Raw genomic sequence first — 21,456 nt, 5'->3', positions numbered from 1 at the left:
ACCGCTCAGGAGTCCCGGCGGATCCAGCGGAAGCTGGCGACCGCGGCGATCGTGCCGCCGACCAGCCAGATCGCGAGGACGACCGCGACGCCCGCGAGGTCCCAGGTGCCGCCGCGCTCGACGGCCGCGAGCGCGTCGGGGAGGAACACGGCGCGCATGCCCTGCGCCATCCACTTCAGCGGCAGGAAAGCCGCGACGTCCTGCAGCCAGGTCGGCAGCATGGTGAAGGTCAGGTAGACGCCGCTGATGAACTGCAGCACGAGCACGATCGGCGTGATGACCGCCGTGGCCGACGCGCCGGAGCGCGGGATGCGGCTGAGGGCGATGCCCAGCACGGCCGACGACGTGATCCCGAGCGCGTACACCCACGCGAACGTGGCCCAGCGCCCCGCGTCGGTCGGCAGCTCCACCCCGAACGCGAACCGGGCGACGAGGAGCAGCACGACCATCTGCAGGAGCGAGGTGACGATGACCTGGCCGCCCTTGCCGATGAAGTAGGAGAGCACCGGCAGCGGGGATCCGGCGAGCCGCTTGAGCGTGCCATCGCTGCGCTCCATGGCGATGTCGACCGCGAGGTTCTGCACGCCCGAGAGGAGGATGCCCGCCGCGATCATGCCCGGCAGGTAGTAGGCCGCCGCGCTGACGCCGCCGGACCCGTCGGGCGCGGTGCCGAGGTTGCCGGACGAGCCGAAGGCCACCGAGAAGATCGACAGCATGATGACCGGGAAGAGGAACGTGAAGATGATGGTGTCGGTCTGCCGGAAGTAGCGGCGGACCTCGTAGCGGACGCGGTGGATCCCGAGCGGGAGGACGCCGGGCAGCGCCGGGGCGCGGACCGCGGCGGGGCTCGTGGGGCGGACGGCGGTCATGCCGCCACCTCCTGGGTGGTCGCCGGGGCAGCGGGAGTCGCGGCAGGGGCAGCGGGCGCGCCCGCCTCCGCGAGCAGCCCGAGGTACACGTCCTCGAGGCTCGGCCGGACGATCCGCAGGTCGCGCGGCTCGCCGCCGGGGGTGGCCTCCGAGAGCCGCGCCACGAACGCGCCGGGCGTCCGGGTGCGCTCCTCGTGGGATCCGTCGTCGTCGCGCCAGAGCACCCGCGGGATCCGCGCCTCCTCTCCCCCGATCTCGTCGAGCCGGCCGATCGCCACCAGGCTGCCGCCCGCGATCACCGCGGCCCGGTCGCCCAGCTGCGCCGCCTCGTCGAGGTAGTGCGTGGTGAGCAGGATGGTGGTGCCCTCCGCCTTGAGCTCGCGGATGAGGTCCCAGAACCGGTGCCGGGCTTCGGGGTCGAATCCCGTGGTCGGCTCGTCGAGGAACAGCAGCTCGGGGCGGCCGATGATCCCGAGGGCCACGTCCACCCGCCGCCGCTGGCCGCCCGAGAGCGCGCGCAGGAGTGTGCCGGCCTTCTCGGTGAGGCCCACGGCCTCGATGGTCGCGTCGACGTCGCGGGGCCGCGGGTACATCCGGGCGAAGTGCGCGACCTGCTCGCGCACGGTCATGGCGCCGCTCTCGGAGCTCGACTGGAGCACCATGCCGATGCGGGCGCGCCAGGCGCGGCCGCCCGTCGCGGGATCCACGCCCAGCACGGTCGCGGATCCGCCGGTGCGGAGCCGGTACCCCTCGAGGATCTCGATGGTCGTCGACTTCCCTGCGCCGTTGGGCCCGAGGAGGGCGAACGTCTCGCCGCGGTGGATGTCGAAGGTGACGCCCCGGAGGGCGGTGGTCGTGCCGTAGGTCTTCGCGAGGTCGCGCACGCGGACGTGCTCCTCGACGGCTGCTGTGGTCATGGATCCAGCGTGGCGCTCGGCGGGCCGGAGCGGAACGGCCGAGCGGTCGATCCCCGGCATCGGCCGATCGGTGGATGCGCGCGCGGGTCCCCCGCCCGGCGGAGGCGCCGCGCGGCCGCACCGGGCAGGCTGGATCCGTGACCCCGCACCCCGGCTCCCCCGCGCCCGCGCCCGTCGGCTACGCCGGCCCGACGTCCGCGGCGGAGCGCAGCCTCGCGCCCGACCTGCTCCGCGGGATCGCGCTGCTCGGCATCGCGCTCGCCAACTCCGTCTACTTCATCGTTGGCCGGCCGATGGGCCCGCTCGGCCGCCCCTCGGACGGCACCGCGCTCGACCACGTCGCCGACGCGCTCGTGGGCACGCTCGTCGACAACCGCGCGTTCCCGCTGTTCACGATGCTCTTCGCGTACGGCTTGGCGGTGATCCTGCGGCGCCAGGCCGCCGCGGGCGTCGACGGCCCGCGCGCCCGGCGGCTGCTCCTCCGCAGGAGCCTCTGGCTCATGGTCTTCGGGGCGCTGCACGTGGTGCTGCTGTTCGAGGGCGACATCCTGCTCAGCTACGGGATCCTCGGGCTCGCCCTCGCGGCGATGTACCGGGCCAGCGACCGCGTGTTCCGCGTGCTCGTGTGGGCGCCCGCGATCGTGTTCCTCATCGGGGCGGGGGCGGACGGCCTCACGGGCGACGACGGATCCGGGTCCCTCTTCGGCGGCGACGGCACCTTCCTCGGCGACCTCGGCAGCCGGGCGCTCGCCCTGGCCGCGATCCTCGTCGCGACACCCGTGACGGTCGGCGCGCTCGTGCCGCTGGCCGCGATCGGAATGCTGCTCGGCCGACGCCGCGTGCTCGAGGACCCGGCCGCGCACCTGCCGCTGCTGCGGGGCCTCGCGCTCGTCGGGATGCCCGTCAGCGTGCTCGGCGCGCTCCCGCTCGTGCTCGCGACCGTGGGCGCCATCGACGCGGATCCCGTGGCGCTGTACCTGCTCGGCGTGCTGCACGGCGCCACCGGGGTCGGCGGCGCGCTGGGTCTGCTCGGCCTCGTGGGCTGGGCGGTCGCCGCGCGGGCGCGCCGCGGGGATCCCGCGCCCGGCCCGGTGCTCGGCGCGCTGGTCGCCGTGGGCCGTCGCTCGATGACCTGCTACCTGCTGCAGTCGGTTCTGTTCGCGATCCTCCTGGAGCCGTGGTCGCTCGGCCTCGGCGTCGGCGCGGGGACCGCCCGCATCGCCCTCGTCGCGATCGGCGTCTGGCTCGTCACCGTCGCGGTGGCCGTGGCGCTCGAGCGCGCGGGTCGTGCCGGTCCCGCCGAGTGGGCGATCCGCCGCCTGGCCTACGGGCGTCCGGCCGCGGGACCCGCGGCGCCCGCGCAGCCGGTCAGCGCGGGATGAGCCCCTCCGCGCGGTAGCGCTCGAACAGCCCGAGGAAGCTGTCCAGCGTGCGGTGGTGCGTCTGGAACCCGGCAAGCCGGCTCTTGCTGATGTCGGTGACGACCTCGATGTCGCGTCCGAGGTCGGCGTCGGTGTGCCACCAGGAGGCGATGCGGTTCAGGTCGGACTCCGCGAGCCCGGCCTCGCGGGCGATGCGCGCCCACTCGTCCTCGTAGCCGGCCATCTGCTGCTCGAGCGGACGCGGCGCGTCCTGGAAGCCGACGGGCTCGACGCCGAAGAAGGCGGCGAGGCGGGGCCACATCCAGCGCCACCGGAAGACGTCGCCGTTGACGACGTTGAACGCCTCGTCGCGGCCGGCCTCGGCGGTGGACGCCCAGATCATCTGGTCCGCGAGCACGGTCGCGTCGGTGACGTCGGTGAGCCCGTCCCACTGGGTCTCGCTGCCCGGGAAGACGAAGGGCAGGCCGAGGTCGCGGCAGAGGGATCCGTAGACCGCGAGCGTCAGCCCCATGTTCATCTGGTTGCCGACCGCGTGCCCGATGACGGTGTGCGAGCGGTGCACCGACCACGCGAAGCCCTGGCGGGAGGCTGCCGCGAACAGCTCGTCCTCCTGCGCGTAGTAGAAGTTCGGGGCCTCGAGGCGCTCCTCCTCCTCGTGGAAGGGGGTGTCGGGCATGTTGCCCTGCCCGTAGGCCTCGAACGGGCCGAGGTAGTGCTTGAGGCCGGTGACGAGCGCGGCGTGCTCGACGGGCGCGCCGTCGAGTGCGGCGAGGAGGTCGCGCACCATGCCGCCGTTCACGTCGATGTTCTCCTGCTCGGTGGCCTGGCGCGACCACGCGGTGAAGAACACGTGGGTGGGCTGCTCGCCGGCGAGCGCGCGGCGGAGGTCGTCGGCGGACCGGAGGTCGGCGCTGATCCAGCGGACGCCCGGGCGGTCGGCGCCGGCGCGGCGGCTGAGGGCGAGCACGTCCCAGCCCTCGGCGGTGAGCTGGTCCACCAGCGCGGATCCGCTGATGCCGGTCGCGCCGACGACGAGGGCCGTGCGGCCGGTCCCGTCGGAGCGGGGGGATGCGGCGGGGGCGGGCGTGCGGACGCGGGTCTCTCGGTTCTCGGTCATCCCCTGCCCCAACGACGAGGAGCCGCCCGGGCATTCCGGGCGGCTCCTCGCGGGCGTGTCGGTGCGGGCGCACCGACCGGGGCGGAGGATCAGGCGGGGTGCGGCCCGTCGACCTCCGCGTCGGCCTCGCCGTCGACGCCGTCGCGGCCGGTGGAGGTCGCCTGCGTCGCCGCGGGATCGGCGGGCTCCTCGGCGAGCCCAGCGTCTGCGGTGCGGCGGTCGAGGTCGGCGGCCATGGCCTCGGATCCGCTGTCGCGGTGGTCGTAGGCGACCTGCTCGGCGAGCCCGGCGCGCTTCTCGTCCGCCGTGGCCTCGCCGGCGCCGTCCATGATGGGCTGGTCCTGCTCGTGGGTGCTCATGGTCCGACGGTACGCCGTCCGGCCGGGGTGCAGATCCGAGGGGCGCTTGCCGGCTCCCCCGCCGCCTGCCACGCTCCAGTCACACCACCAGGCGAGGGAGCGGACATGACCGACGGCGGTTTCTCGAAGGACGAGCGCGACGCGATGAAGCAGCGCGCCCGCGAGCTGCGCGAGGAGGCGAAACTCCAGAAGGCCGCCGACAAGCAGGCCGCCGCGCTGCAGGGCGTGCTCGACGCGTTCGCCGCGATGCCGCCCGAGGAGCGGGCGATCGCCGAGTGGCTGCACGGCATCGTCCTCGAGCACGCGCCGGGCCTCTCCCCCAAGACCTGGTACGGCTTCCCGGCCTACGCGGACGCGGACGGCAAGCCCGTCGTGTTCTTCCAGCCGGGTTCGAAGTTCGGCACCCGGTACTCGACGCTCGGCTTCCAGGATCCGGCGCGCCTCGACGAGGGCACCATGTGGCCGACGTCCTACGCGCTGACCGCGGTGGATCCCGCGAACGAGGAGCGCGTGGCGGAGCTGGTGCGGCGGGCCGTCGGGGGCTGAGCGGGCGGCGACGGGACTGCCGTCAGCTCGGCTCCCACAGCTCGATCCGGGAGCCCTCGGGATCCGTCACCCAGGAGAAGCGTCCGACGCCGGGCATGTCCTCGATGCCGGGCGCGACCTCCGCGCCGGCCGCGGCGAGGCGCGCGACGAGGCCGTCCAGGTCGCTCACGCGGAGGTCCAGCATCAGCCGCTGCTCCGGCGCCCGCGACGGCGGCGCCGTGCGCGCTGCGGCCGCGACGACGGTGGGGCCGGCCTCCTGCTGCCACACGCCCTGCGCGTCGAGGTCGAGCCCGAGCACGTCCCGGTACCACGCGGTGAGCGCGACGGGGTCGTCCGCGCGGAAGAGCAGACCGCCGATGCCGAGGATGCGTCCCATGCGCTCATGCTGGCCCCTGCGGATCCGCGGGGGAAGCCCCGGCGTCGACGCTGCGCCGGGCGGATCGCGCGTCGACGACCAGCTGAGGCCCACCCGCCGGTCAGCGCCCGTCGACGATCGACATGAAGCCCGCGATCGCGAAGACCGCGGGCACGAAGATCAGCGAGGCGCGGAACGCGATCCACGCGAACCAGCCGAGGGCGCCGAGGCAGCCGGTGCGGCGGTCGCGGACGTCGAGGCGACGGCCGTCGGCGGCGATGCGCGGGGCGCGGGGATCCGGCTCCTGCTCGTCCAGGTCCGCGCGCAGCGGCGCGGCCCGCCCTCCGTCGCCGAGCAGCACGCGCTCGTCGCGGTACCGGACCGCGCGTCGCCGGATGCGCGCGGCGACGCCGTCGAGGATCCGCCCGGCCGCCTCCCATGGCCCCGCCTCGGCGAAGTCGGCGAGCTCGCGGCGGAAGAACACGAGCGTGCTGTCGACCATCTCGACGTCGAAGTCCGCCGCGTCGTCGACGAGCGCCGCCATGACGTCGGGCGTGAGCAGGTAGAGCGCGTCGCGCTCGTACTCCGCGGGCGCGAAGAGGCGGAAGTGCCGGTCGAAGTCGCCCTCGAGGGAGAGGCGCTGCCCCCTGCGCACGCTCGCCGGGAGGTCGCCGCCGCGCGCGTCGTTCGCGGTGGCGTCGAGCAGCAGGTGCGGCAGCGGCACGGGGAGCGTCACCGCCACGTAGCTCCAGCCGGTGCGGCGGGCGCGCTTCCGGACGACGTTGCCGAACTCCACGCCCGCGGCGCGGAAGCGCGGGACGACGAGCACGCCGCCCGCGTCCTCGGTGATGAGCGCGCGGAAGGTGCGGCCGCCGCTCGGCTGCGGCGCGAACCCGTTGGCGAGCGCGGTGAGGTGCTGGCGCCACTCCCGTCCGCGGGCGCGCGGCGACGGCGGACGTGCCGCCCAGGCGTGCAGGAGGCGGGATCCGAGGATCGAGACGGCGAGGACCACGGCGGCTCCCGCGAGCCCCGCGATCGTCGCGGGCGTGACCGTGCCGTCCCCCGCGCCGTCGGTGACGATGCCGAAGTACATGAGGACGATGCAGACATACCAGAGGATCAGCGAGTCGTTGACGTGCGCGAGCACCTTGCGGCGCGACGGCACCCACGACGGCCGGGCGCTGGTGCGCACGGTCCGCATCGCCTCCGCGACCTCGTCGTCGGGCGCGCTCAGCCAGCGCAGGTCCATGGCGTCCCCCTCGTGGATCAGGCTACGGGCGGGAATGATCCGCCGTCCCATGCGTTTGCATGGACATGGCCCGACCGGGCCGCGCGGAAGGAGCGCCTCATGACCGCCAGCACCCAGGGACTGCATCACGTGACCGCCATCGGCGGCGACCCGCAGCGGAACGTCGACTTCTACGTGCGCGCGATGGGCCTCCGGCTCGTCAAGCGCACCGTCAACTTCGACAGCCCCGGCAGCTACCACCTCTACTACGGCGACACGGAGGGCCGACCCGGATCCCTCCTCACCTTCTTCCCGTGGAAGGGCGTGCCCGCGGGCCGTGTGGGCGCGGGGCAGTCCACGACCACCGCGTTCTCCGTCCCCGCCGGCAGCCTCGGCTGGTGGGCCGAGCACCTGCGCCAGGTCGGCATCGCCTCGTCGATCTCGTCGACCGGATCCGAGGAGGAGCGCCTCTCGCTCCGCGACCCCGACGGCCTCCAGATCGACCTCGTCGCGTCCTCCGTCGTCGACCCGCGCGCGCCGTGGGACTCGGCCGACGTCCCCGCCGAGCACGCGATCCGCGGCCAGCACTCCTCGGTGCTCACCGTGCGGGATCCCGCGGGCACGGCGTCCGTCCTCACCGACGACCTCGGGCTCCGGCTCGTGGACGAGCGCGACGGCCGGTTCCGCTTCGCCGCGGGCGACGGCGGGCCCGGCGCGATCGTCGACCTCGTCGCGGACCCTGGCGCGCAGCAGGGCCTCACCGCCGGCGGCACCGTGCACCACGTGGCGTTCCGCGTGCCCGGCCGCGTCGAGCAGCAGGCGTGGCGCGACGAGCTGGTGGATCGCGGGCACCAGGTGACGCAGATCCTCGATCGGCAGTACTTCACCTCCATCTACTTCCGCGAGCCGGGCGGCGTGCTGTTCGAGATCGCGACGGACACCCCCGGCTTCGACATCGACGAGCCGCTGCTCGAGCTCGGCCGCAGCCTCCGGCTCCCGCCGTGGCTGGAGCCCAGCCGCGCGGACATCGAGGCCGCGGTGCCGCCGCTGCGCCTGCCCGACGAGGAGGCCGCGCCGGCCGACGGATCCGCCGCGTGAGCGCGCTCCTCGACGCGACGCCCCACGTCTTCCAGCCGGGCGCCGACACCGGGCCCGTGATCCTCGGCCTCCACGGCACGGGCGCCGACGAGCGGCAGGGCCTCGAGCTCGCGCGTCTGCTCGCGCCCGGGCAGCCGGTGCTGGCGCCGCGCGGGAGCGTGCGCGAGGGGTCCGCGGCCCGCTGGTTCCGCCGGCACGCGGAGGGCGTCTTCGACGTCGACGACGTGGTCGCGCGCGCCGCCGAGCTCGCCGACCTGGTCGCCGAGGCCCGGTCGGCCTACGCTCTGGGGGACCGGGAGATCCTCGCTGTCGGGTTCTCGAACGGGGCGAACATGGCGCTGGCGACCACGCTGCTGCACCCGTCCGCGCTGCCCGCGACCGTCGCGTTCTCCGCGCGCTGGCCGCTCGGCGACCGGGCCCCGGCCGACGACCTTGCGGGCACGCGGATCACGCTGCTCAACGGCGACGCCGACGCCATGGCGCCGCTCGTCGACGTGGAGCGGACGGTGCGCGAAGCGCTGGACCGCGGCGCCGACGTCTCCTCCCACGTGCGGCCGGGCGGGCACGGGCTCGACGCGCGCGACCTCGACGCGGCCCGCGCGCGGATCCGCATCGGCTGATCGCCGCCGCGGCCCGACCCGCTCGTCCGATCCCCGCCCGCACCATCCCGCCCTCCACCGGAAGCCGCGCATGCCCGAGATCATCGCCTGGGTCGTCTCCTTCGTCGTCGTCACCGTCGCGGTCTCCGGGCTCGCCGGGCGCGCGGGCTGGTCGGCGCCCGTGGCGCTGGTCGCGGTCGGGGCGGCGCTGTCGTTCGTGCCGGGCGTGCCGCAGCTCGTGATCGAGCCGGACGCCGTGCTCTACGGGCTGCTGCCGCCGCTGCTGTTCGCGGCCGCGATCCGCACGCCGCTCGCCGACATCCGCGCCCGGCGGGACAGCATCGTGGTGCTCTCCGTGGGCGTCGTCGTGGTCACGCTCGTCGTGTTCGGGCTGACGCTGTGGGCGCTCGTGCCGGCGGTCGGGCTCGCGGCGGCGCTCGCCCTCGGCGCCGTCGTCGCGCCGACGGACGCGGTCGCCGTCTCGGCCGTCGCGGGTCGCGTGAAGCTCCCCCGCCGCGTGATGTCGATCCTCGAGACCGAGAGCCTGCTCAACGACGCGACCGCGCTGGTCGCCCTCAACACGGCGATCGCCGCGATCGTGGGGATCGTGCATCCGGTCGACGTCGCGGGCGGCTTCCTCGTGGCCGTGCTGCTGGGCGTCGCCATCGGCCTCGCGGTCGCGTTCCTCTTCTCCGCGGTGCGCCGCTTCCTCCGGTCCGCCGTGCTCGACACGAGCCTCTCGCTCGCGATCCCCTACGTCGCGTTCATCCCGGCCCAGGAGCTCGGCGGATCCGGGGTGCTGGCGGTGGTCGCCGCCGGCCTCGTGCTCGGGTACCGCTCGCCGCTGATCCAGTCGCCCGAGGCGCGCATCGCGGAGTCGGTGAACTGGCGCACGATCCAGTTCCTGCTCGAGAACGCGGTCTTCCTCCTCATCGGTCTGAGCCTCGCGGGCATCGTGCGGGATCTCCCGGAGTCGAGCCTCGACGGCTGGCAGATCGCCGGCCTCTCGATCCTGCTGCTCGCGGTGCTGACCGCCGCGCGCTTCGTCTCGGTGGCGCTCGCGAAGGTGCTGTTCGACCACGGGCCGGCGCGACTGCGGGCGCGCACCTGGACCTGGCGGACCGTGACCGCCGTGTCGTCCGCCGGGGTCCGCGGCGTCGTGACCCTCGCCGCCGCGTTCCTGCTGCCCGCCGAGACGCCGGAGCGGGAGCTGCTGCAGTTCCTCGCGTTCGTGATGGTGGCGGGCACGCTCCTGGGCGGCCTCGCGCTGCCCGCGATCATCCGCCGCCTGAAGCTCGGTCACTCCGCCGACGACCAGGAGCGATCCGACCGCGACCGCCTCCTCGACGAGGCGCGCGCGGCGGGCCTCGCGGCGCGGGCCGTGGCGATGCGCGAGGACGGCGCCGACGACGGACCGGGCGACGACGCCCTGCCGGAGACCACGACCGAGCGCCTCGCGCACGATCGGGTGCGACGCCGCATGATCGACGCCGAGCGGGTCGCCGTCCTCGCCGCCCGGCGCGAGGGGCGCTACCCGGAGATCGCCGTGCGCGCCGTGCTCGGCATGATCGACGCGGAGGACGTGGCGCTCGGCCGGCGCGAGGCGGACGACGCGCGCTGAGCAGCTGCGCGCTGAGCGGCTGCCCGCTGAGCAGCTGCGCGCTGAGCAGCTGCGCGCTGAGCAGCTGCGCGCTGAGCGGCTGCCCGCTCCGGCCCCGCGTCTCCCCCCTCGGGACGAGGCGCGCGGGCCCCGAGGAGGACGCGCGCATGCGGCCGCTCCGCGAGCCTGGGTGCACCGCCGCCCGCGCGGTGCGATCAGGAGGATCCCGTGCCCGTGTCCGTCTCCCCCACCACCGCCCCCGTCCGACCCGTCGCGGCCGTCGACAGCGCCCCGCGCCCGGGTGATCCCGCCTGCATCGCCTTCGCCGGCAGCGATGACGGCGCCGACGGCTTCCGTCACGCGGGCACCCGCAGCCTCGCGGTCGACCTCGTCCCGCCGTCGCCGCGCCCCTGATTGGGGGTGCGCGGGGCCGCCCCGCGACACGCCCGGGCTTCCCGGCCGGCCCGAGCGCCGCCTAATCTGGGCGGAGGAGCAGTTCCCCCACCTGGGGAACGCTCTCTTGAGGAGCACCATGTCGTCGACCCCGCCGCCCGCCTCCCCGACGTCGGTCACCCCGTCGTCCGACGAGCCCGGCTGGTTCGGCGACGGCGAAGGCAACCAGCGCTTCTGGGACGGCGCCCGCTGGACGTCGCTCGTCTCCAGCCGCCGCGTTTTCCCGGGCCGCGCGTCCTCGACGCCCGAGCCCAAGCTGATCTCCGAGTCGCCGCTGCCCGAGGACTACGCGCCCGGCGCCGCGCCGCTCGCCCCGCCCGTCGGATCCGCCGTCGACGCGTCGGTGGAGGCCCCGCCCGTCGGTGCGCCGCTGGCGCCGCCCACGGGTGCGCCCGTCGCGCCGCCCGCGGGCTACGCGATGGCGCCGCCGACCGGCGCGCCCGCCACCCCTCCCACCGGTCTGCCCACGGCACCGCCGACCGGCGCGCCCCTCGACGTCCCCGCGCCCCGCACCTCGTCCGTGGCCGGCAGCTTCGCGCCGCCGCGTCCCGCCACGAGCGCCGCCTCCGCCCCGACCCCGCGTGCCGCCACCACCGCGCCGGCTCTCCGCGGCCGGAGCACGTGGCCGTGGGCCGCGCTCGCGGTCGCCGCGGTGCTCGTCGTCGCCGCCGCCGTCATCGCCGGGCTCCCCGGCCTCCTCATCGCGCTCGGCGTCGTCGCCCTCATCGCGGGGCTCATCCCGCTGGTCCGCAGCGGCGCCGCCTGGATCCCCGGCATCCGCACGCGCGCCGCCGGCGGCGCCGCGGCCGGCTTGGCCCTCGTGCTCATCGCGGGCGGCGCGGTCGCCTCCACGCTGCCGACGCCGAGCGACGATGTGGCCGACCCCGACACCATCGAGATCTCGGACTCCCGCCCGGTGCCGAACGCGACGGATCCGGCCAACCCGCTCCCGATCTCGGCCGACGGCCTGGTCGAGATGGTCGACGTGACGCGCATGAGCGGGGCCGACGCGGGCGACACGCTCGCCGCGGCGGGCTTCGGCATCGCCTTCGCCGGCAGCAGCGGAGGCGGCGGCGCGTTCGTGCGCCAGGACGTGGGCATCGTCGCGAGCCAGGATCCAGCCGCCGGCACGCGCGTCGCGCCCGGCACGGTCGTGACCCTCACGCTCGCCACCCCCGCCCCGGACCGCATCGCGCTTCCCGTCGTGCCGAAGGCGCCGGACGTGCCCTCGCGACCCGGCACGCGGCCGGGCACGGGGACCTTCAACCCCGGCACCGGCGGCGGTGGCGGCAACGGCGGCGGCGGCACGGATCCCGGGACGTCGAACCCCGGTACCGGCGGCGGCTCGCCGTCGCAGCCCGACCCGACCTCGCCGGCGGATCCCGAGCCCCAGCCGACGACCGACCCGCCCACGGTCCCCACGCCCGACCCGACGACGCCCACGCCGGTGGACCCGCCCGTGGATCCGCCGGTCGAGCCGACGGTGCCCCCGGTCGATCCCCCCGAGCCGACGACCCCGCCGGAGCCCGAGACGCCCGTCGAGCCCGTGCCCGAGACCCCGCCGGCCGAGGGCTAGCCCTCCGTCCCGTCGTCTGCCGCGTGCCCGGCGGGCCCCGTGCCCGTCGTCCGCAGGTGCGCCCGCTGCCCGTCGCGGTCGAGGATCGTGAGGATCTCCGTGACCCTGCGATGCGCGCTGATCCCGTGCGGCACCATCGTCGAGAACTCGGCCGCGTCGCCCTCCGCCACGAGGATCGTCCGCTCCCCCAGCTGCAGGCGCGCCGTCCCGGACAGCACCGTGAACCAGTCGCGGCCGGGATGCACGCCGAGCGCGTCCACGGGGAGGGGCCGCGTCGGCATCATGCGCATCTTCGCGACGAACGGGCCCGATCCGCTGCCCCCGCCGCGGGACAGGATCCACGTCGTGCGCCCCGCCTGCGCGTCCTCCTGCGGCCGGATCACGACGTCGGCGTCGTCGCCCGACTCGATGAGCGCGTCGAGCGACGTCTCCAGGGCCTGCGCGATCGGCACGAGCTGGTCGAGCGCGATGCGCCGATGACCGGTCTCGATGCGGCTGAGCGTCGACGGGCTGAGGAAGCAGCGGGCCGCGAGCACGTCGAGCGACCAGCCGCGGGCCTCGCGGAGGCTGCGGATGCGCTGGCGGACGAGGGCGTCGAGATCCGGTTCTTGCGTCATGGGCAAGATCGTATGCGCGGCGAGCAGGGGTGCGCCAGCCTGGATCCATGACGCACCCGCACCACGCCCACGGCCCCGCCGACCCGTCGCTCGCCCGCATGCTCGACCTCGACGCCCGGATCCTGCACGGCCACCAGCGCGAGCTGACCGCCTGGGTCCGCCGCCTCGCTCGCGACACCGCCGGCCGCGTGGTCCTCGACCTGGGCGCGGGGACCGGCACCGGGACGGTAGCGCTCGCGCGGCGCTTCGAGCGGGCGGAGGTGCACGCCGTCGACGCGAGCCCCGCCATGCTCGAGCGGGTCGCCGAGCGCGCGGTCGTCGACGGCCTCGCCGACCGGATCCGCACCGTGCACGCCGACCTCGACGCGGGCTGGCCCGCCCTGCCGCCCGCCGACCTGGTGTGGGCGTCGCTCATGCTGCACGAGGTGGCCGACCCCGCGCGGCTGCTCGCGCGCGTGCACGACGGGCTCGCGCCCGGCGGGATCCTCGCCGTCGTCGAGATGGACGGCCCGCCGCGCTTCCTGCCCGACCGTCTCGATCCCGCGCTCGGTCGCCCGGGCCTCGCCGACCGCCTCGACGACGCCGTCACCCACGGCGGCACGGGCGGCCCGTCGCACCCGGATTGGGCGCCGTGGCTGCAGGAGGCCGGGCTGGTGGACGTCGAGACGCGCACCTTCCCCATCGATCCCGACCCGGCGGATCCGATCGCCGCCGCCGCGACCCTCCCCTACGCCCGCGCCTGGCTGACCCGCGTCCGCGACCGCGCCGCCGACCGCCTCGACGCGGGCGACCGCGCGGCCCTCGACGCCCTCCTCGACGACGGCGGCCCGCACGCCCTGGCGCGGATCCCGGGCCTCGGCCTCCGCGGCACCCGCACGGCCTGCGTCGGGCGCCGGCCGCGCTGACCGCCCGTCGCGTCCGCGCCGCCCGGAATTCACCGGGTGAGGAGACTCGACGTCCTCCCGTCGCTCCGCGGCGTATGCGGGTGCGGTAGTCCTGGGCCATGAGCCTGATCGACCGCCCGCTCGCGCACCCCGTGCACCGTCGCGCATCCGCCGCCTGGCGCATCGTCGCGGCCGCCCTGCTCGCGACCTCAGCGGCCCTCCAGCTCCACGCCTCCGCCGCCCGATGGATCACCGCCGCCGCATCATGGGACGACCCGGAGGCGGGGGTGCAGGACGGGCGGTACGACCACTCCTTCCCCTCCCGCGACTGGGTCCCCCTGGGCGACGCCGCCGAGACCCACGGCATCGGGATGCTCCTGCTCGCCCTCGCGGTGCTCGCGGTCGCGCGGGCCGTGCGGATCACGGGCGCGACCGGCGTGCTGGGCGTCGCGCTCGTCGCCGGCTGCTTCGCGGCGATCGGGACGAACGCCCTCGTCGCCGGGCTGACGGGGACGGCGACGCCCCTGGGCGACGCCTACCTCCGCGTCCACCTCCTGGGCCTCGCCGGGGCCGTGGTCGTCGCGGTGGCGATGCGCCGGGGACGCGCGCCGGGCGCGACGGCGTGGGAGGCGCTCGGGGCGGTGCTGATCCTCGGCAACGGCCTCGTCGGACAGCTCCTGGCCCTCTTCGTCATCGCGCCGGCGATCTGGGGAGGGAGCTACTCCGACACGCCCATCCACACGGAGAGCGTCGTCGCCACCAGCACGGCCTGCGCCGCCGTCGCCATGCTGGTCGCCGCCGTGCTCGCGCGCCACCGCGCACGCGTCCTCGCGCGCGACCTCGTCTCGGCCGCCTGACGTCGTCGGCGGCGGAGCTCGCGGCGCCGCGATCGCCCGCCGATCCGCCTGCCGTGGGACCCGAGGCACCCCCGACCCCCTACCGTTGAGGCATGAGCACTGACGACACCGCATCCACCCCCGACGCGGACGCCGCCCCCCGCACGACCTTCAGCGACCTCGGTCTCTCCGACCAGGTGCTCAAGGCACTCAAGGACGTGGGCTACGAGACGCCCTCCGCGATCCAGGCCGCCACGATCCCCTCCCTCCTGTCCGGCCGCGACGTCCTCGGCGTCGCCCAGACCGGCACCGGCAAGACGGCAGCGTTCGCGCTGCCGATCCTCTCCAACCTCGACGTCTCCCAGAAGACCCCGCAGGCCCTCGTCCTCGCGCCCACCCGCGAGCTCGCGCTCCAGGTGTGCGAGGCGTTCGAGCGCTACGCGTCCGGCATGCGCGGCGTGCACGTGCTGCCCGTCTACGGCGGCCAGGGCTACGGCGTGCAGCTGTCGGCGCTCCGCCGCGGCGTGCACGTGGTCGTCGGCACCCCCGGCCGGATCATGGACCACCTCGACAAGGGCACGCTCGACCTCTCGCAGCTCAAGTTCCTCGTGCTCGACGAGGCCGACGAGATGCTCAAGATGGGCTTCGCGGAGGACGTGGAGACGATCCTCGCGGACACCCCGAAGTCGAAGCAGATCGCGCTGTTCTCGGCGACGATGCCCGCGCAGATCCGCCGCATCTCGGGCAAGTACCTGCAGGACCCCGAGGAGATCACGGTCAAGAACAAGACCACGACCTCGGCGAACACCACGCAGCGGTACCTGATGGTGTCGTACCCGCAGAAGGTCGACGCCTTGACGCGCATCCTCGAGACCGAGAACTTCGAGGGCATGATCGTGTTCGTCCGCACCAAGAACGAGACGGAGACGCTCGCCGAGAAGCTCCGGGCCCGCGGGTACGCGGCGGCCGCCATCTCGGGCGACGTCGCGCAGGCGCAGTGCGAGCGCACGGTGGAGCAGCTGAAGTCGGGCAAGCTCGACATCCTCGTGGCCACGGACGTCGCGGCCCGCGGCCTCGACGTCGACCGGATCAGCCACGTCGTCAACTACGACATCCCGATCGACACCGAGTCGTACGTGCACCGCATCGGCCGCACGGGTCGCGCCGGACGCAGCGGCGCGGCGATCAGCTTCGTCACGCCGCGCGAGCGCCGCCTCCTCACCGCGATCGAGCGGGCCACGCGCCAGCCGCTCACCGAGATGCGCATGCCGAGCGCGGAGGACGTGAACGTCACGCGCCTCTCGCGCTTCGACGACGCGATCACCGCGGCCCTCGCCGACCGCGAGCGCCTGGACGCGTTCCGGGACATCGTGGGCCACTACGTGAACCACCACGACGTCGTCGAGTCCGACGTGGCCGCCGCGCTCGCGATCGTCGCGCAGGGCGACACCCCGCTGCTGCTCTCGGCCGACGACCTCCGTCCGCCCCGAGTCGAGCGCGAGCGCCGCGACGACCGCCCGTCCCGCGACGGCGACGACCGCGGCGAGCGTCGCGCCCGTCCCGCGCGCGGCAGCGGCAACATGGCGACGTACCGCATCGACGTCGGCCGCCGCCACCGCGTCGAGCCCCGCCAGATCGTCGGCGCGCTCGCCAACGAGGGCGGCTTCAGCCGCGAGGACTTCGGCCACATCGACATCCGCCCCGACTTCTCGCTCGTCGAGCTGCCGGCCGGGCTGCCGCAGGACAAGATCGACCGGCTCGCCAGTACGGTCATCAACGGGCGCCCGATCGACATCCGCCCCGACCGCGGCGGCCCCCGCGCCGCCGAGCGCGGTGCGGCCCCGGAACGTCGCGGGCGGAAGCCGCGCGACTGATCCGCTGATCGCCTCGACGGCCCGTCGCCTCTCCGGAGGCGGCGGGCCGTCGTCGCGTCCGGCGGCGGATCGCGGGTGCCCGGCCGGTAGCGTGGCCCGATGGATCCCGTGACCCTCCGCACCCCGCGCCTGACGCTCCGCCCGCCCGCGCTCGACGACGTCGACGCCATCACGGCCGCGTGCCAGGACTCGGCGATCCAGCGCTACGTGCCCGTCCCCGTGCCGTACGCGCGCGAGGACGCGGTCTCCTACGTGGCCGACTTCTGCGCCGCCGGCTGGGCGTCGGGCGACCGCCTGACCTGGGCCGTGCTCGAGGGCGGCGAGCTCGTGGGCACCGTGGGGCTGCACGCCATCGCGGACGGCGCGGCCGAGATGGGGTACTGGCTGGCGCCGGGCGCGCGCGGCCGCGGGATCATGCGCGAGGCCGCGGCGGCGGTCGTCGACCACGGGTTCGACGCGTCCGCCGGGCTCGCCCTCGCACGCATCGGGTGGCGCGCGTACTCGGGGAACGCCGGATCCGCCGCCGTCGCCCGCGCGCTCGGCTTCCGCTTCGAGGGGATCGCCCGCCTCGGCGCGATGGGACGCGACGGCCGCGAGGACGACTGGCTGGCGGGTCTCCTCGCGACCGACGGCCGGGCGCCGCAGCCGTGGCCGGTGCTCGCGTGACCGCCGGCCTCCTCGGGCGCGACGTCACGGTCACCACGGCGGTCGGCCGCCGCCTCAGCGCGATGGTCGCGGGCGACGGCGACGACCTCGTGGTGCTGGAAGCGGGCCTCGGCGGCAGCGGGCTGACCTGGGGGCTCGTGCACGGGATCGTCGCCCGCACCCACCGCGTCGTCGCCTACGACCGCGCGGGCCTCGGCGGCAGCGACCCGGATCCCGCACCCCGCGACCTCGCCCGGCTCGCCGACGACCTCGAGGCGGTCGTCGCCGCGTTCCCGCACCGCCGTCTCGTGCTCGCCGGGCACAGCTGGGGCGGGCCCGTCGTGCGCGTCGCGGCGGCGCGGCGGATCGCGCGCGGGGTGCCGACCTCCGGCGTCGTGCTGGTGGATCCGAGCGACGAGCGCGCCCGCGTCTACGTGTCCCCCGTCGCACGCCTCGGATTCGCCACGCAGGCGGCGCTGCTCGTGCCGCTGGCGCGGCTCGGCCCCCTGCGACGGCTGCACCGGATCGCACTCGCGGGCCTCCCGGAACCGCTCCTCGGGGCGGCCGCCGACGCCGCCGGCTCGGTGCGGGCGGCGCGCGCGACCGCCGCGGAGCAGCGGCACCTGCTGCCGGGGCTCGCTGGGCTCGTCGTTTCCGGCTCCCCGCTCCCGGGCATCCCCGTGCGCGTCATCTCCGGCACGACCGCGGGCCCGCTCACCCGCGGCCAGCGGCGCGAACTCGTGCGCGCGCACCGGGCGTCGGCTGCGGCCTTCGCGCAGGGCGCATGGATTCCGGCACCGAGGTCCGAGCACATGGTCCCGATCACGGATCCGGACGTGGTCGCCGCTGCGATCACCGCCCTGCTCTGAGGTCCCCCGGCTCGCCTCAGCCGCGCACGCGCCGCAGCTCCAGCACGCCCGGGATCAGCTGCCGCGTCGGGATCCGCCCGCGCGCGAAGTCGCCCCAGACCTGCCGCACGCGGCGGGCGTCGCGCTGGATGCCGTCCCAGTCGGCGCCCGCGAGGAGGCCGGCGCCGCGCCACGCCTCCTCGTCGCCGAAGAGGAGCGGCAGGTCCACGGTGTGCGCGGCGCCGAACGCGCTGCCCGGTGCCGACCACTGGATCACGTAGCGGTGGGCCGTGCCGCCGGCGCGCGCGTGACGGCGGGCGAAGCGGCGCGCGGGGATCCCGTAGACGATGCCCGTGACCGCTGCCACGGCCGCGCGGCGTACGAGCGGGCCCACGACCGGGAGCCGCGTGAGGCGCGCGAGCCACGGGATCCCCGGCAGGAACAGCCGCGCCTCCTCGGCCGTGTTGCCGATGAGCACGTCGACGCCGGGCGCCGCGGCGTCCCACGCCGCGTCGATCCCGGCCTCGCTCGGCAGCGGCGCGTGCCCGTACTGCGTGCCGAACGGCATCGCGCCGAGCAGCCCGAACGGCGCGGCGACGCGCTCGACCTCCGCCTGTCGGGCGAGCACCTCCGCCACGGGCATGTCGGCCGTGAGCCCGCGGGAGGCGCGCGCCATCGCGTCGGCCATGCGGCGCCGGCCCCGCGAGATGCCGAGCGGCGCGCTCTGCACGATCGCCCGGCGGAACAGGCCCGCGGCCTCGGGCACGGCCATCAGATGCGCGACAGCATCACCGCCCGCCGACTGCCCGAAGGCCGTGACGCGGCCAGGATCCCCGCCGAACGCGCGGATGTTGCGCGCGACCCAGCGGAACGCCTCCAGCTGGTCGAGGACGCCGAGGTTCGCCGGCCGGTCGCGGCCGTCGCCGAGGTAGCCGAGGAGGCCGAGCCGGTAGGTGACCGTGACGACCACGACGCGCTGCTCGGCGACGAGGGCGGCGGGATCCATGATCGGCACGTCCCCCGCGCCGGACACGTACGAGCCCCCGTGGATCCAGACCATGACCGGCAGCGCGTCGCCGGGGCGCACGTCGCGCGGCATCGTGACGGACACGCGCAGGCAGTCCTCGTCCACCTCCAGCGAGGCGAAGCTCCCGAGCACGGCGTCGAGCGCCTCCATGGGCGGCTGCGGGCACGCGGGCGCCCAGGCGGTCGCGTCGCGCGGCTCCGTCCAGTCGGGGTGCGGGACAGGCGGCGCGAAGCGGGCGGCCGTGGCGTACGGGATGCCGGTCGCGCGGACGACGTCGCCGTCCGCCCAGCCGACGACGGGGCCGCAGGGCGGTGAGAAGGCGGTCATCCGGTCGACGCTACCGTTCGGGAGGCGTTCGCCGGGAGGCCCGCGAGCACGATGGATCCCGGTGCTACCGTGACGCCATGCCCCGCCTGATCGACCACGCCCGCCGCGAGGACGAGCTCGCCGAGGCGGTCTGGCGGGTGATCCGACGCGAGGGCGCGAGCGGCGTCTCGGTCCGCACGGTCGCCGCCGAGGCGAGCCTCTCGACCGGATCCCTGCGCCACAGCTTCCCCAGCCGCATCGACCTGGTCGCGCACGCGACCGCGCTCGTCGCTCGCCGCGTCGAGGGCCGCATCCGGGCGCGGCGCACCGATCCGGACGCGCGACGCCGGGCCGTGCGGATCCTCGCGGAGCACCTGCCGCTCGACGACGCGCGCCGCGCCGAGGCCGAGGTCTCCGCGGCGCTCCTCGCCGACGCGGCCTCGCATCCGCGGCTGCGGGAGGTGCGGGCCGCCGCCCACGCGGCCGCCCGCGAGACGTGCCTGGAGCAGCTCGCGCAGCTGCGCGCGGCGGGGCTGCTGCGGCCCGACGCGGATCCCGAGGCCGAGGCCGACCACCTGCAGGCGCTCCTCGCGGGGCTCGCGCTGCAGCTGTTGGTGGAGGAGCCGGATCCGGCCCGGAGCGCCCGCGCGCTCGGCGTCCTCGAGCGGCACGTCGACGCGCTCGTCGCCCGCCGCGTCGACCGGCGCGCGTCCGTCGACGCCTAGCGCGCGTCCGGCTCGCCCGCGACGACGCCGAGACGGCCGCGCAGCTCCTCGACGCGCGCGCGGATGTCGTCGCGCACGAGCCGCATCCGCTCCATGCCGTCGATGCCGCGCTCGGACGGCTCGTCCGTGATCCACGTCTCGACCGCGACGTCCTGGTCGCCGTCCACGTGCGCCTCCGCGCCGAGCACGACCACGAGGTCGGCCTGGCGCACCATGTCGTCGGTGAGCGGCTTCGGGCGCTCGCCCGCCACGTCGATGCCGAGCTCGGCGAGCGACTCCACGGCGAGCGCGTTGAGCGAGGTGCCGGGATCCGTCCCCGCCGACGTGACGGCGACGGCGTCGCCCGCCGCGTGGCGCATGAGGGCCGCCGCGAGCTGGGACTTGCCGCCGTTGCGGGCGCAGACGAAGACGACGTGCGGGATGCGCTCGGGCATGGATCCTCCGGTCGGGATGTCGGCCGCATGTCGGCGCGTCCCTCGATCCTGGCAGACCACGGTGGGCGGACGCTGGCCTTCGGTACAGCCGACGCTGTACCGTCGTCGCGTGCCCGCCCTCGCTCCCCGCCTCGACGTCATGACCCGGCTCGGCCGGGCGCTCGCGGACCCCACGCGGTCCCGGATCCTGCTGGAGCTCCTCGACGAGCCCGCCTACCCCGCGCTGCTCGCCGACCGGCTCGGCCTCACGCGGCAGAACGTGTCCAACCACCTCGCCTGCCTGCGCGGCTGCGGCATCGTCCGCACGGTGCCCGAGGGGCGGAGCACGCGCTACGAGATCCAGGATCCGCGCATCGCCCGCGGCCTCGGCGCGCTCGTGGAGGTCGTGCTCGCGGTGGACGACGACCGGGCGTGCGCGGATCCGGCGCTCTGCGATCCCGGCTGCTGCGAGGCGGGCGCGTGAGCGGCCTCGCGTCCGCGCCGGGGCTCACGGTCGCGCACCGCGACGTGCTGCGCCGCCGCATCCGCTGGATCGTCGCGGGCACCATCGCGTGGAACGCGGTCGAGGCCGTGGTCGCGCTCACGGCGGGCGCCGTCGCGTCGTCGACCGCGCTCGTGGCCTTCGGGCTCGACTCGATCGTGGAGGTGCTCGCCGCGTCCGCCGTCGCCTGGCAGTTCTCCGCGCCGGATCCGGAGGCGCGCGAGCGCACGGCCCTGCGGCTCATCGCCGTGTCGTTCCTCGGGCTCGCCGCTTACGTGAGCGTGGACGCCGTCATGGCCCTGGCGGGCGGATCCGCGGCGCACCCGAGCACGACGGGCGTCGTCCTCGCGGCCATGAGCCTCGCCGTGATGCCCGCGCTCAGCCTGCTCGAGCGCCGCACCGGCACCGAGCTCGGCTCCGCGAGCGCCGTCGCCGACTCCCGGCAGACCCTGGTCTGCGCGTGGTTGTCCGCCGCGCTCCTCGTCGGGCTCCTGCTCGACGCGGGGCTCGGCTGGTGGTGGGCGGATCCGATCGCCGGGCTCGTCATCGCCCTGTTCGCCGTCCGCGAGGGCGTCGAGGCGTGGCGCGGGGACGCGTGCACCGTGCCCGTCGGCGCGCTCACGGGCGAGCGGGCGGTCGACGACCACGACGACCGCTGCTGAGGCCGAGGGGAGCACGGC

At 75.8% G+C, this 21,456-nt stretch carries 24 protein-coding genes; 15 read left to right on the top strand and 9 right to left on the bottom strand.

Going from position 1 to position 21,456, the window contains the following annotated elements; translation table 11 throughout:
• Window positions 1-5: 5 nt before the first annotated feature.
• Window positions 6-869 (bottom strand): ABC transporter permease, encoded by an 864-nt coding sequence (locus tag JOE38_RS01215; RefSeq protein WP_204574506.1) that lies wholly within the window; start codon window positions 867-869, stop codon window positions 6-8.
• Window positions 866-1,786, bottom strand: coding sequence for an ABC transporter ATP-binding protein (locus tag JOE38_RS01210; RefSeq protein WP_204574505.1), 921 nt, complete (start codon window positions 1,784-1,786; stop codon window positions 866-868). The genes JOE38_RS01215 and JOE38_RS01210 overlap by 4 nt, the downstream gene beginning before the upstream one ends.
• Before the next feature lie 137 nt (window positions 1,787-1,923).
• Between JOE38_RS01210 and JOE38_RS01205 the strand changes: the two genes are divergently transcribed.
• Entirely contained in the window at window positions 1,924-3,168 is a 1,245-nt protein-coding gene (locus tag JOE38_RS01205) for a DUF418 domain-containing protein (protein WP_204574504.1), read from the top strand.
• Here the strand turns inward: JOE38_RS01205 and JOE38_RS01200 are convergent.
• The gene (locus tag JOE38_RS01200) at window positions 3,155-4,285 is read right to left on the bottom strand and encodes an SDR family oxidoreductase (protein ID WP_204574503.1); all 1,131 of its coding nucleotides are present in this window, start codon (window positions 4,283-4,285) and stop codon (window positions 3,155-3,157) included. The genes JOE38_RS01205 and JOE38_RS01200 overlap by 14 nt on opposite strands.
• Before the next feature lie 89 nt (window positions 4,286-4,374).
• Complete coding sequence (locus tag JOE38_RS01195; RefSeq protein ID WP_119457174.1) at window positions 4,375-4,644, bottom strand: hypothetical protein; 270 nt, start codon at window positions 4,642-4,644, stop codon at window positions 4,375-4,377.
• A gap of 105 nt (window positions 4,645-4,749) precedes the next feature.
• On the opposite strand from JOE38_RS01195, the gene JOE38_RS01190 reads away from it, so the two are divergent.
• On the top strand, window positions 4,750-5,190 hold the full coding sequence (locus tag JOE38_RS01190) for an iron chaperone (protein ID WP_204574502.1): 441 nt from the start codon (window positions 4,750-4,752) through the stop codon (window positions 5,188-5,190).
• A gap of 22 nt (window positions 5,191-5,212) precedes the next feature.
• Here JOE38_RS01190 and JOE38_RS01185 read toward each other — a convergent pair whose 3' ends face one another.
• Both JOE38_RS01185 and JOE38_RS01180 read right to left on the bottom strand, forming a co-directional pair.
• Window positions 5,213-5,566, bottom strand: a complete 354-nt coding sequence (locus tag JOE38_RS01185) for a VOC family protein (RefSeq protein WP_119435689.1) — start codon at window positions 5,564-5,566, stop codon at window positions 5,213-5,215.
• A 100-nt stretch (window positions 5,567-5,666) separates the two neighbouring features.
• The gene (locus JOE38_RS01180) at window positions 5,667-6,794 is read right to left on the bottom strand and encodes a hypothetical protein (protein ID WP_204574501.1); all 1,128 of its coding nucleotides are present in this window, start codon (window positions 6,792-6,794) and stop codon (window positions 5,667-5,669) included.
• A gap of 99 nt (window positions 6,795-6,893) precedes the next feature.
• On the opposite strand from JOE38_RS01180, the gene JOE38_RS01175 reads away from it, so the two are divergent.
• The 5 genes from JOE38_RS01175 (at window position 6,894) to JOE38_RS01155 (ending at window position 12,099) form a co-directional block, all read left to right on the top strand.
• The gene (locus JOE38_RS01175) at window positions 6,894-7,871 is read left to right on the top strand and encodes a ring-cleaving dioxygenase (RefSeq protein ID WP_204574500.1); all 978 of its coding nucleotides are present in this window, start codon (window positions 6,894-6,896) and stop codon (window positions 7,869-7,871) included.
• Window positions 7,868-8,491 (top strand): alpha/beta hydrolase, encoded by a 624-nt coding sequence (locus JOE38_RS01170; protein WP_204574499.1) that lies wholly within the window; start codon window positions 7,868-7,870, stop codon window positions 8,489-8,491. Before JOE38_RS01175 ends, JOE38_RS01170 begins: the two co-directional genes overlap by 4 nt.
• 70 nt (window positions 8,492-8,561) lie before the next feature.
• On the top strand, window positions 8,562-10,091 hold the full coding sequence (locus tag JOE38_RS01165) for a cation:proton antiporter (protein ID WP_204574498.1): 1,530 nt from the start codon (window positions 8,562-8,564) through the stop codon (window positions 10,089-10,091).
• Between the two features lie 213 nt (window positions 10,092-10,304).
• Window positions 10,305-10,484 carry a hypothetical protein gene (locus tag JOE38_RS01160; protein ID WP_204574497.1) on the top strand — a complete coding sequence of 60 codons (180 nt, stop codon included), beginning with the start codon at window positions 10,305-10,307 and terminating at the stop codon, window positions 10,482-10,484.
• A gap of 118 nt (window positions 10,485-10,602) precedes the next feature.
• Window positions 10,603-12,099, top strand: coding sequence for a PASTA domain-containing protein (locus JOE38_RS01155; protein WP_204574496.1), 1,497 nt, complete (start codon window positions 10,603-10,605; stop codon window positions 12,097-12,099).
• On the opposite strand, the gene JOE38_RS01150 is transcribed toward JOE38_RS01155, so the two are convergent.
• Complete coding sequence (locus JOE38_RS01150; protein ID WP_204574495.1) at window positions 12,096-12,716, bottom strand: helix-turn-helix domain-containing protein; 621 nt, start codon at window positions 12,714-12,716, stop codon at window positions 12,096-12,098. The genes JOE38_RS01155 and JOE38_RS01150 overlap by 4 nt on opposite strands.
• 47 nt (window positions 12,717-12,763) lie before the next feature.
• Between JOE38_RS01150 and JOE38_RS01145 the strand changes: the two genes are divergently transcribed.
• From JOE38_RS01145 to JOE38_RS01125, 5 genes are all read left to right on the top strand, one after another.
• On the top strand, window positions 12,764-13,621 hold the full coding sequence (locus tag JOE38_RS01145; RefSeq protein ID WP_204574494.1) for a class I SAM-dependent methyltransferase: 858 nt from the start codon (window positions 12,764-12,766) through the stop codon (window positions 13,619-13,621).
• Between the two features lie 98 nt (window positions 13,622-13,719).
• Window positions 13,720-14,457 carry a hypothetical protein gene (locus tag JOE38_RS01140; RefSeq protein WP_204574493.1) on the top strand — a complete coding sequence of 246 codons (738 nt, stop codon included), beginning with the start codon at window positions 13,720-13,722 and terminating at the stop codon, window positions 14,455-14,457.
• Window positions 14,458-14,549: 92 nt separating this feature from the next.
• Window positions 14,550-16,310, top strand: coding sequence for a DEAD/DEAH box helicase (locus JOE38_RS01135; protein WP_204574492.1), 1,761 nt, complete (start codon window positions 14,550-14,552; stop codon window positions 16,308-16,310).
• A gap of 99 nt (window positions 16,311-16,409) precedes the next feature.
• Window positions 16,410-16,976 carry a GNAT family N-acetyltransferase gene (locus tag JOE38_RS01130; protein WP_204574491.1) on the top strand — a complete coding sequence of 189 codons (567 nt, stop codon included), beginning with the start codon at window positions 16,410-16,412 and terminating at the stop codon, window positions 16,974-16,976.
• Window positions 16,973-17,824, top strand: coding sequence for an alpha/beta hydrolase (locus JOE38_RS01125; protein ID WP_307838816.1), 852 nt, complete (start codon window positions 16,973-16,975; stop codon window positions 17,822-17,824). The genes JOE38_RS01130 and JOE38_RS01125 overlap by 4 nt, the downstream gene beginning before the upstream one ends.
• Before the next feature lie 16 nt (window positions 17,825-17,840).
• On the opposite strand, the gene JOE38_RS01120 is transcribed toward JOE38_RS01125, so the two are convergent.
• A complete protein-coding gene (locus JOE38_RS01120; RefSeq protein WP_204574489.1) occupies window positions 17,841-19,157 on the bottom strand; it encodes a carboxylesterase family protein in 1,317 nt (438 codons plus the stop codon).
• Between the two features lie 77 nt (window positions 19,158-19,234).
• Here JOE38_RS01120 and JOE38_RS01115 point away from each other — a divergent pair, with 77 nt between their 5' ends.
• Complete coding sequence (locus tag JOE38_RS01115; RefSeq protein WP_204574488.1) at window positions 19,235-19,861, top strand: TetR family transcriptional regulator C-terminal domain-containing protein; 627 nt, start codon at window positions 19,235-19,237, stop codon at window positions 19,859-19,861.
• On the opposite strand, the gene JOE38_RS01110 is transcribed toward JOE38_RS01115, so the two are convergent.
• A complete protein-coding gene (locus tag JOE38_RS01110; protein WP_204574487.1) occupies window positions 19,858-20,295 on the bottom strand; it encodes an arsenate-mycothiol transferase ArsC in 438 nt (145 codons plus the stop codon). The genes JOE38_RS01115 and JOE38_RS01110 overlap by 4 nt on opposite strands.
• 109 nt (window positions 20,296-20,404) lie before the next feature.
• Here JOE38_RS01110 and cmtR point away from each other — a divergent pair, with 109 nt between their 5' ends.
• The gene (gene cmtR, locus JOE38_RS01105; protein WP_307838815.1) at window positions 20,405-20,758 is read left to right on the top strand and encodes a Cd(II)/Pb(II)-sensing metalloregulatory transcriptional regulator CmtR; all 354 of its coding nucleotides are present in this window, start codon (window positions 20,405-20,407) and stop codon (window positions 20,756-20,758) included.
• A complete protein-coding gene (locus tag JOE38_RS01100; RefSeq protein WP_204574486.1) occupies window positions 20,755-21,438 on the top strand; it encodes a cation diffusion facilitator family transporter in 684 nt (227 codons plus the stop codon). The genes cmtR and JOE38_RS01100 overlap by 4 nt, the downstream gene beginning before the upstream one ends.
• Window positions 21,439-21,456 lie beyond the last annotated feature (18 nt).

The sequence above is a fragment of the Clavibacter michiganensis genome (assembly GCF_016907085.1).
Lineage (GTDB): Bacteria > Actinomycetota > Actinomycetes > Actinomycetales > Microbacteriaceae > Clavibacter > Clavibacter michiganensis_O.
This window is presented reverse-complemented; position numbering and strand designations above follow the sequence as displayed.

Coding starts and splice junctions, on each gene's coding strand:
- JOE38_RS01185 (WP_119435689.1), bottom strand. CDS start 5,566: ATGGGACGCATCCTCGGCATCGGCGGTCTGCTCTTCCGCGCGGACGAC.
- JOE38_RS01200 (WP_204574503.1), bottom strand. CDS start 4,285: ATGACCGAGAACCGAGAGACCCGCGTCCGCACGCCCGCCCCCGCCGCA.
- JOE38_RS01115 (WP_204574488.1), top strand. CDS start 19,235: ATGCCCCGCCTGATCGACCACGCCCGCCGCGAGGACGAGCTCGCCGAG.
- JOE38_RS01110 (WP_204574487.1), bottom strand. CDS start 20,295: ATGCCCGAGCGCATCCCGCACGTCGTCTTCGTCTGCGCCCGCAACGGC.
- JOE38_RS01175 (WP_204574500.1), top strand. CDS start 6,894: ATGACCGCCAGCACCCAGGGACTGCATCACGTGACCGCCATCGGCGGC.
- JOE38_RS01145 (WP_204574494.1), top strand. CDS start 12,764: ATGACGCACCCGCACCACGCCCACGGCCCCGCCGACCCGTCGCTCGCC.
- JOE38_RS01130 (WP_204574491.1), top strand. CDS start 16,410: ATGGATCCCGTGACCCTCCGCACCCCGCGCCTGACGCTCCGCCCGCCC.
- JOE38_RS01190 (WP_204574502.1), top strand. CDS start 4,750: ATGACCGACGGCGGTTTCTCGAAGGACGAGCGCGACGCGATGAAGCAG.
- JOE38_RS01135 (WP_204574492.1), top strand. CDS start 14,550: ATGAGCACTGACGACACCGCATCCACCCCCGACGCGGACGCCGCCCCC.
- JOE38_RS01165 (WP_204574498.1), top strand. CDS start 8,562: ATGCCCGAGATCATCGCCTGGGTCGTCTCCTTCGTCGTCGTCACCGTC.
- JOE38_RS01140 (WP_204574493.1), top strand. CDS start 13,720: ATGAGCCTGATCGACCGCCCGCTCGCGCACCCCGTGCACCGTCGCGCA.
- JOE38_RS01155 (WP_204574496.1), top strand. CDS start 10,603: ATGTCGTCGACCCCGCCGCCCGCCTCCCCGACGTCGGTCACCCCGTCG.
- JOE38_RS01150 (WP_204574495.1), bottom strand. CDS start 12,716: ATGACGCAAGAACCGGATCTCGACGCCCTCGTCCGCCAGCGCATCCGC.
- JOE38_RS01180 (WP_204574501.1), bottom strand. CDS start 6,794: ATGGACCTGCGCTGGCTGAGCGCGCCCGACGACGAGGTCGCGGAGGCG.
- JOE38_RS01215 (WP_204574506.1), bottom strand. CDS start 869: ATGACCGCCGTCCGCCCCACGAGCCCCGCCGCGGTCCGCGCCCCGGCG.
- JOE38_RS01195 (WP_119457174.1), bottom strand. CDS start 4,644: ATGAGCACCCACGAGCAGGACCAGCCCATCATGGACGGCGCCGGCGAG.
- JOE38_RS01210 (WP_204574505.1), bottom strand. CDS start 1,786: ATGACCACAGCAGCCGTCGAGGAGCACGTCCGCGTGCGCGACCTCGCG.
- JOE38_RS01120 (WP_204574489.1), bottom strand. CDS start 19,157: ATGACCGCCTTCTCACCGCCCTGCGGCCCCGTCGTCGGCTGGGCGGAC.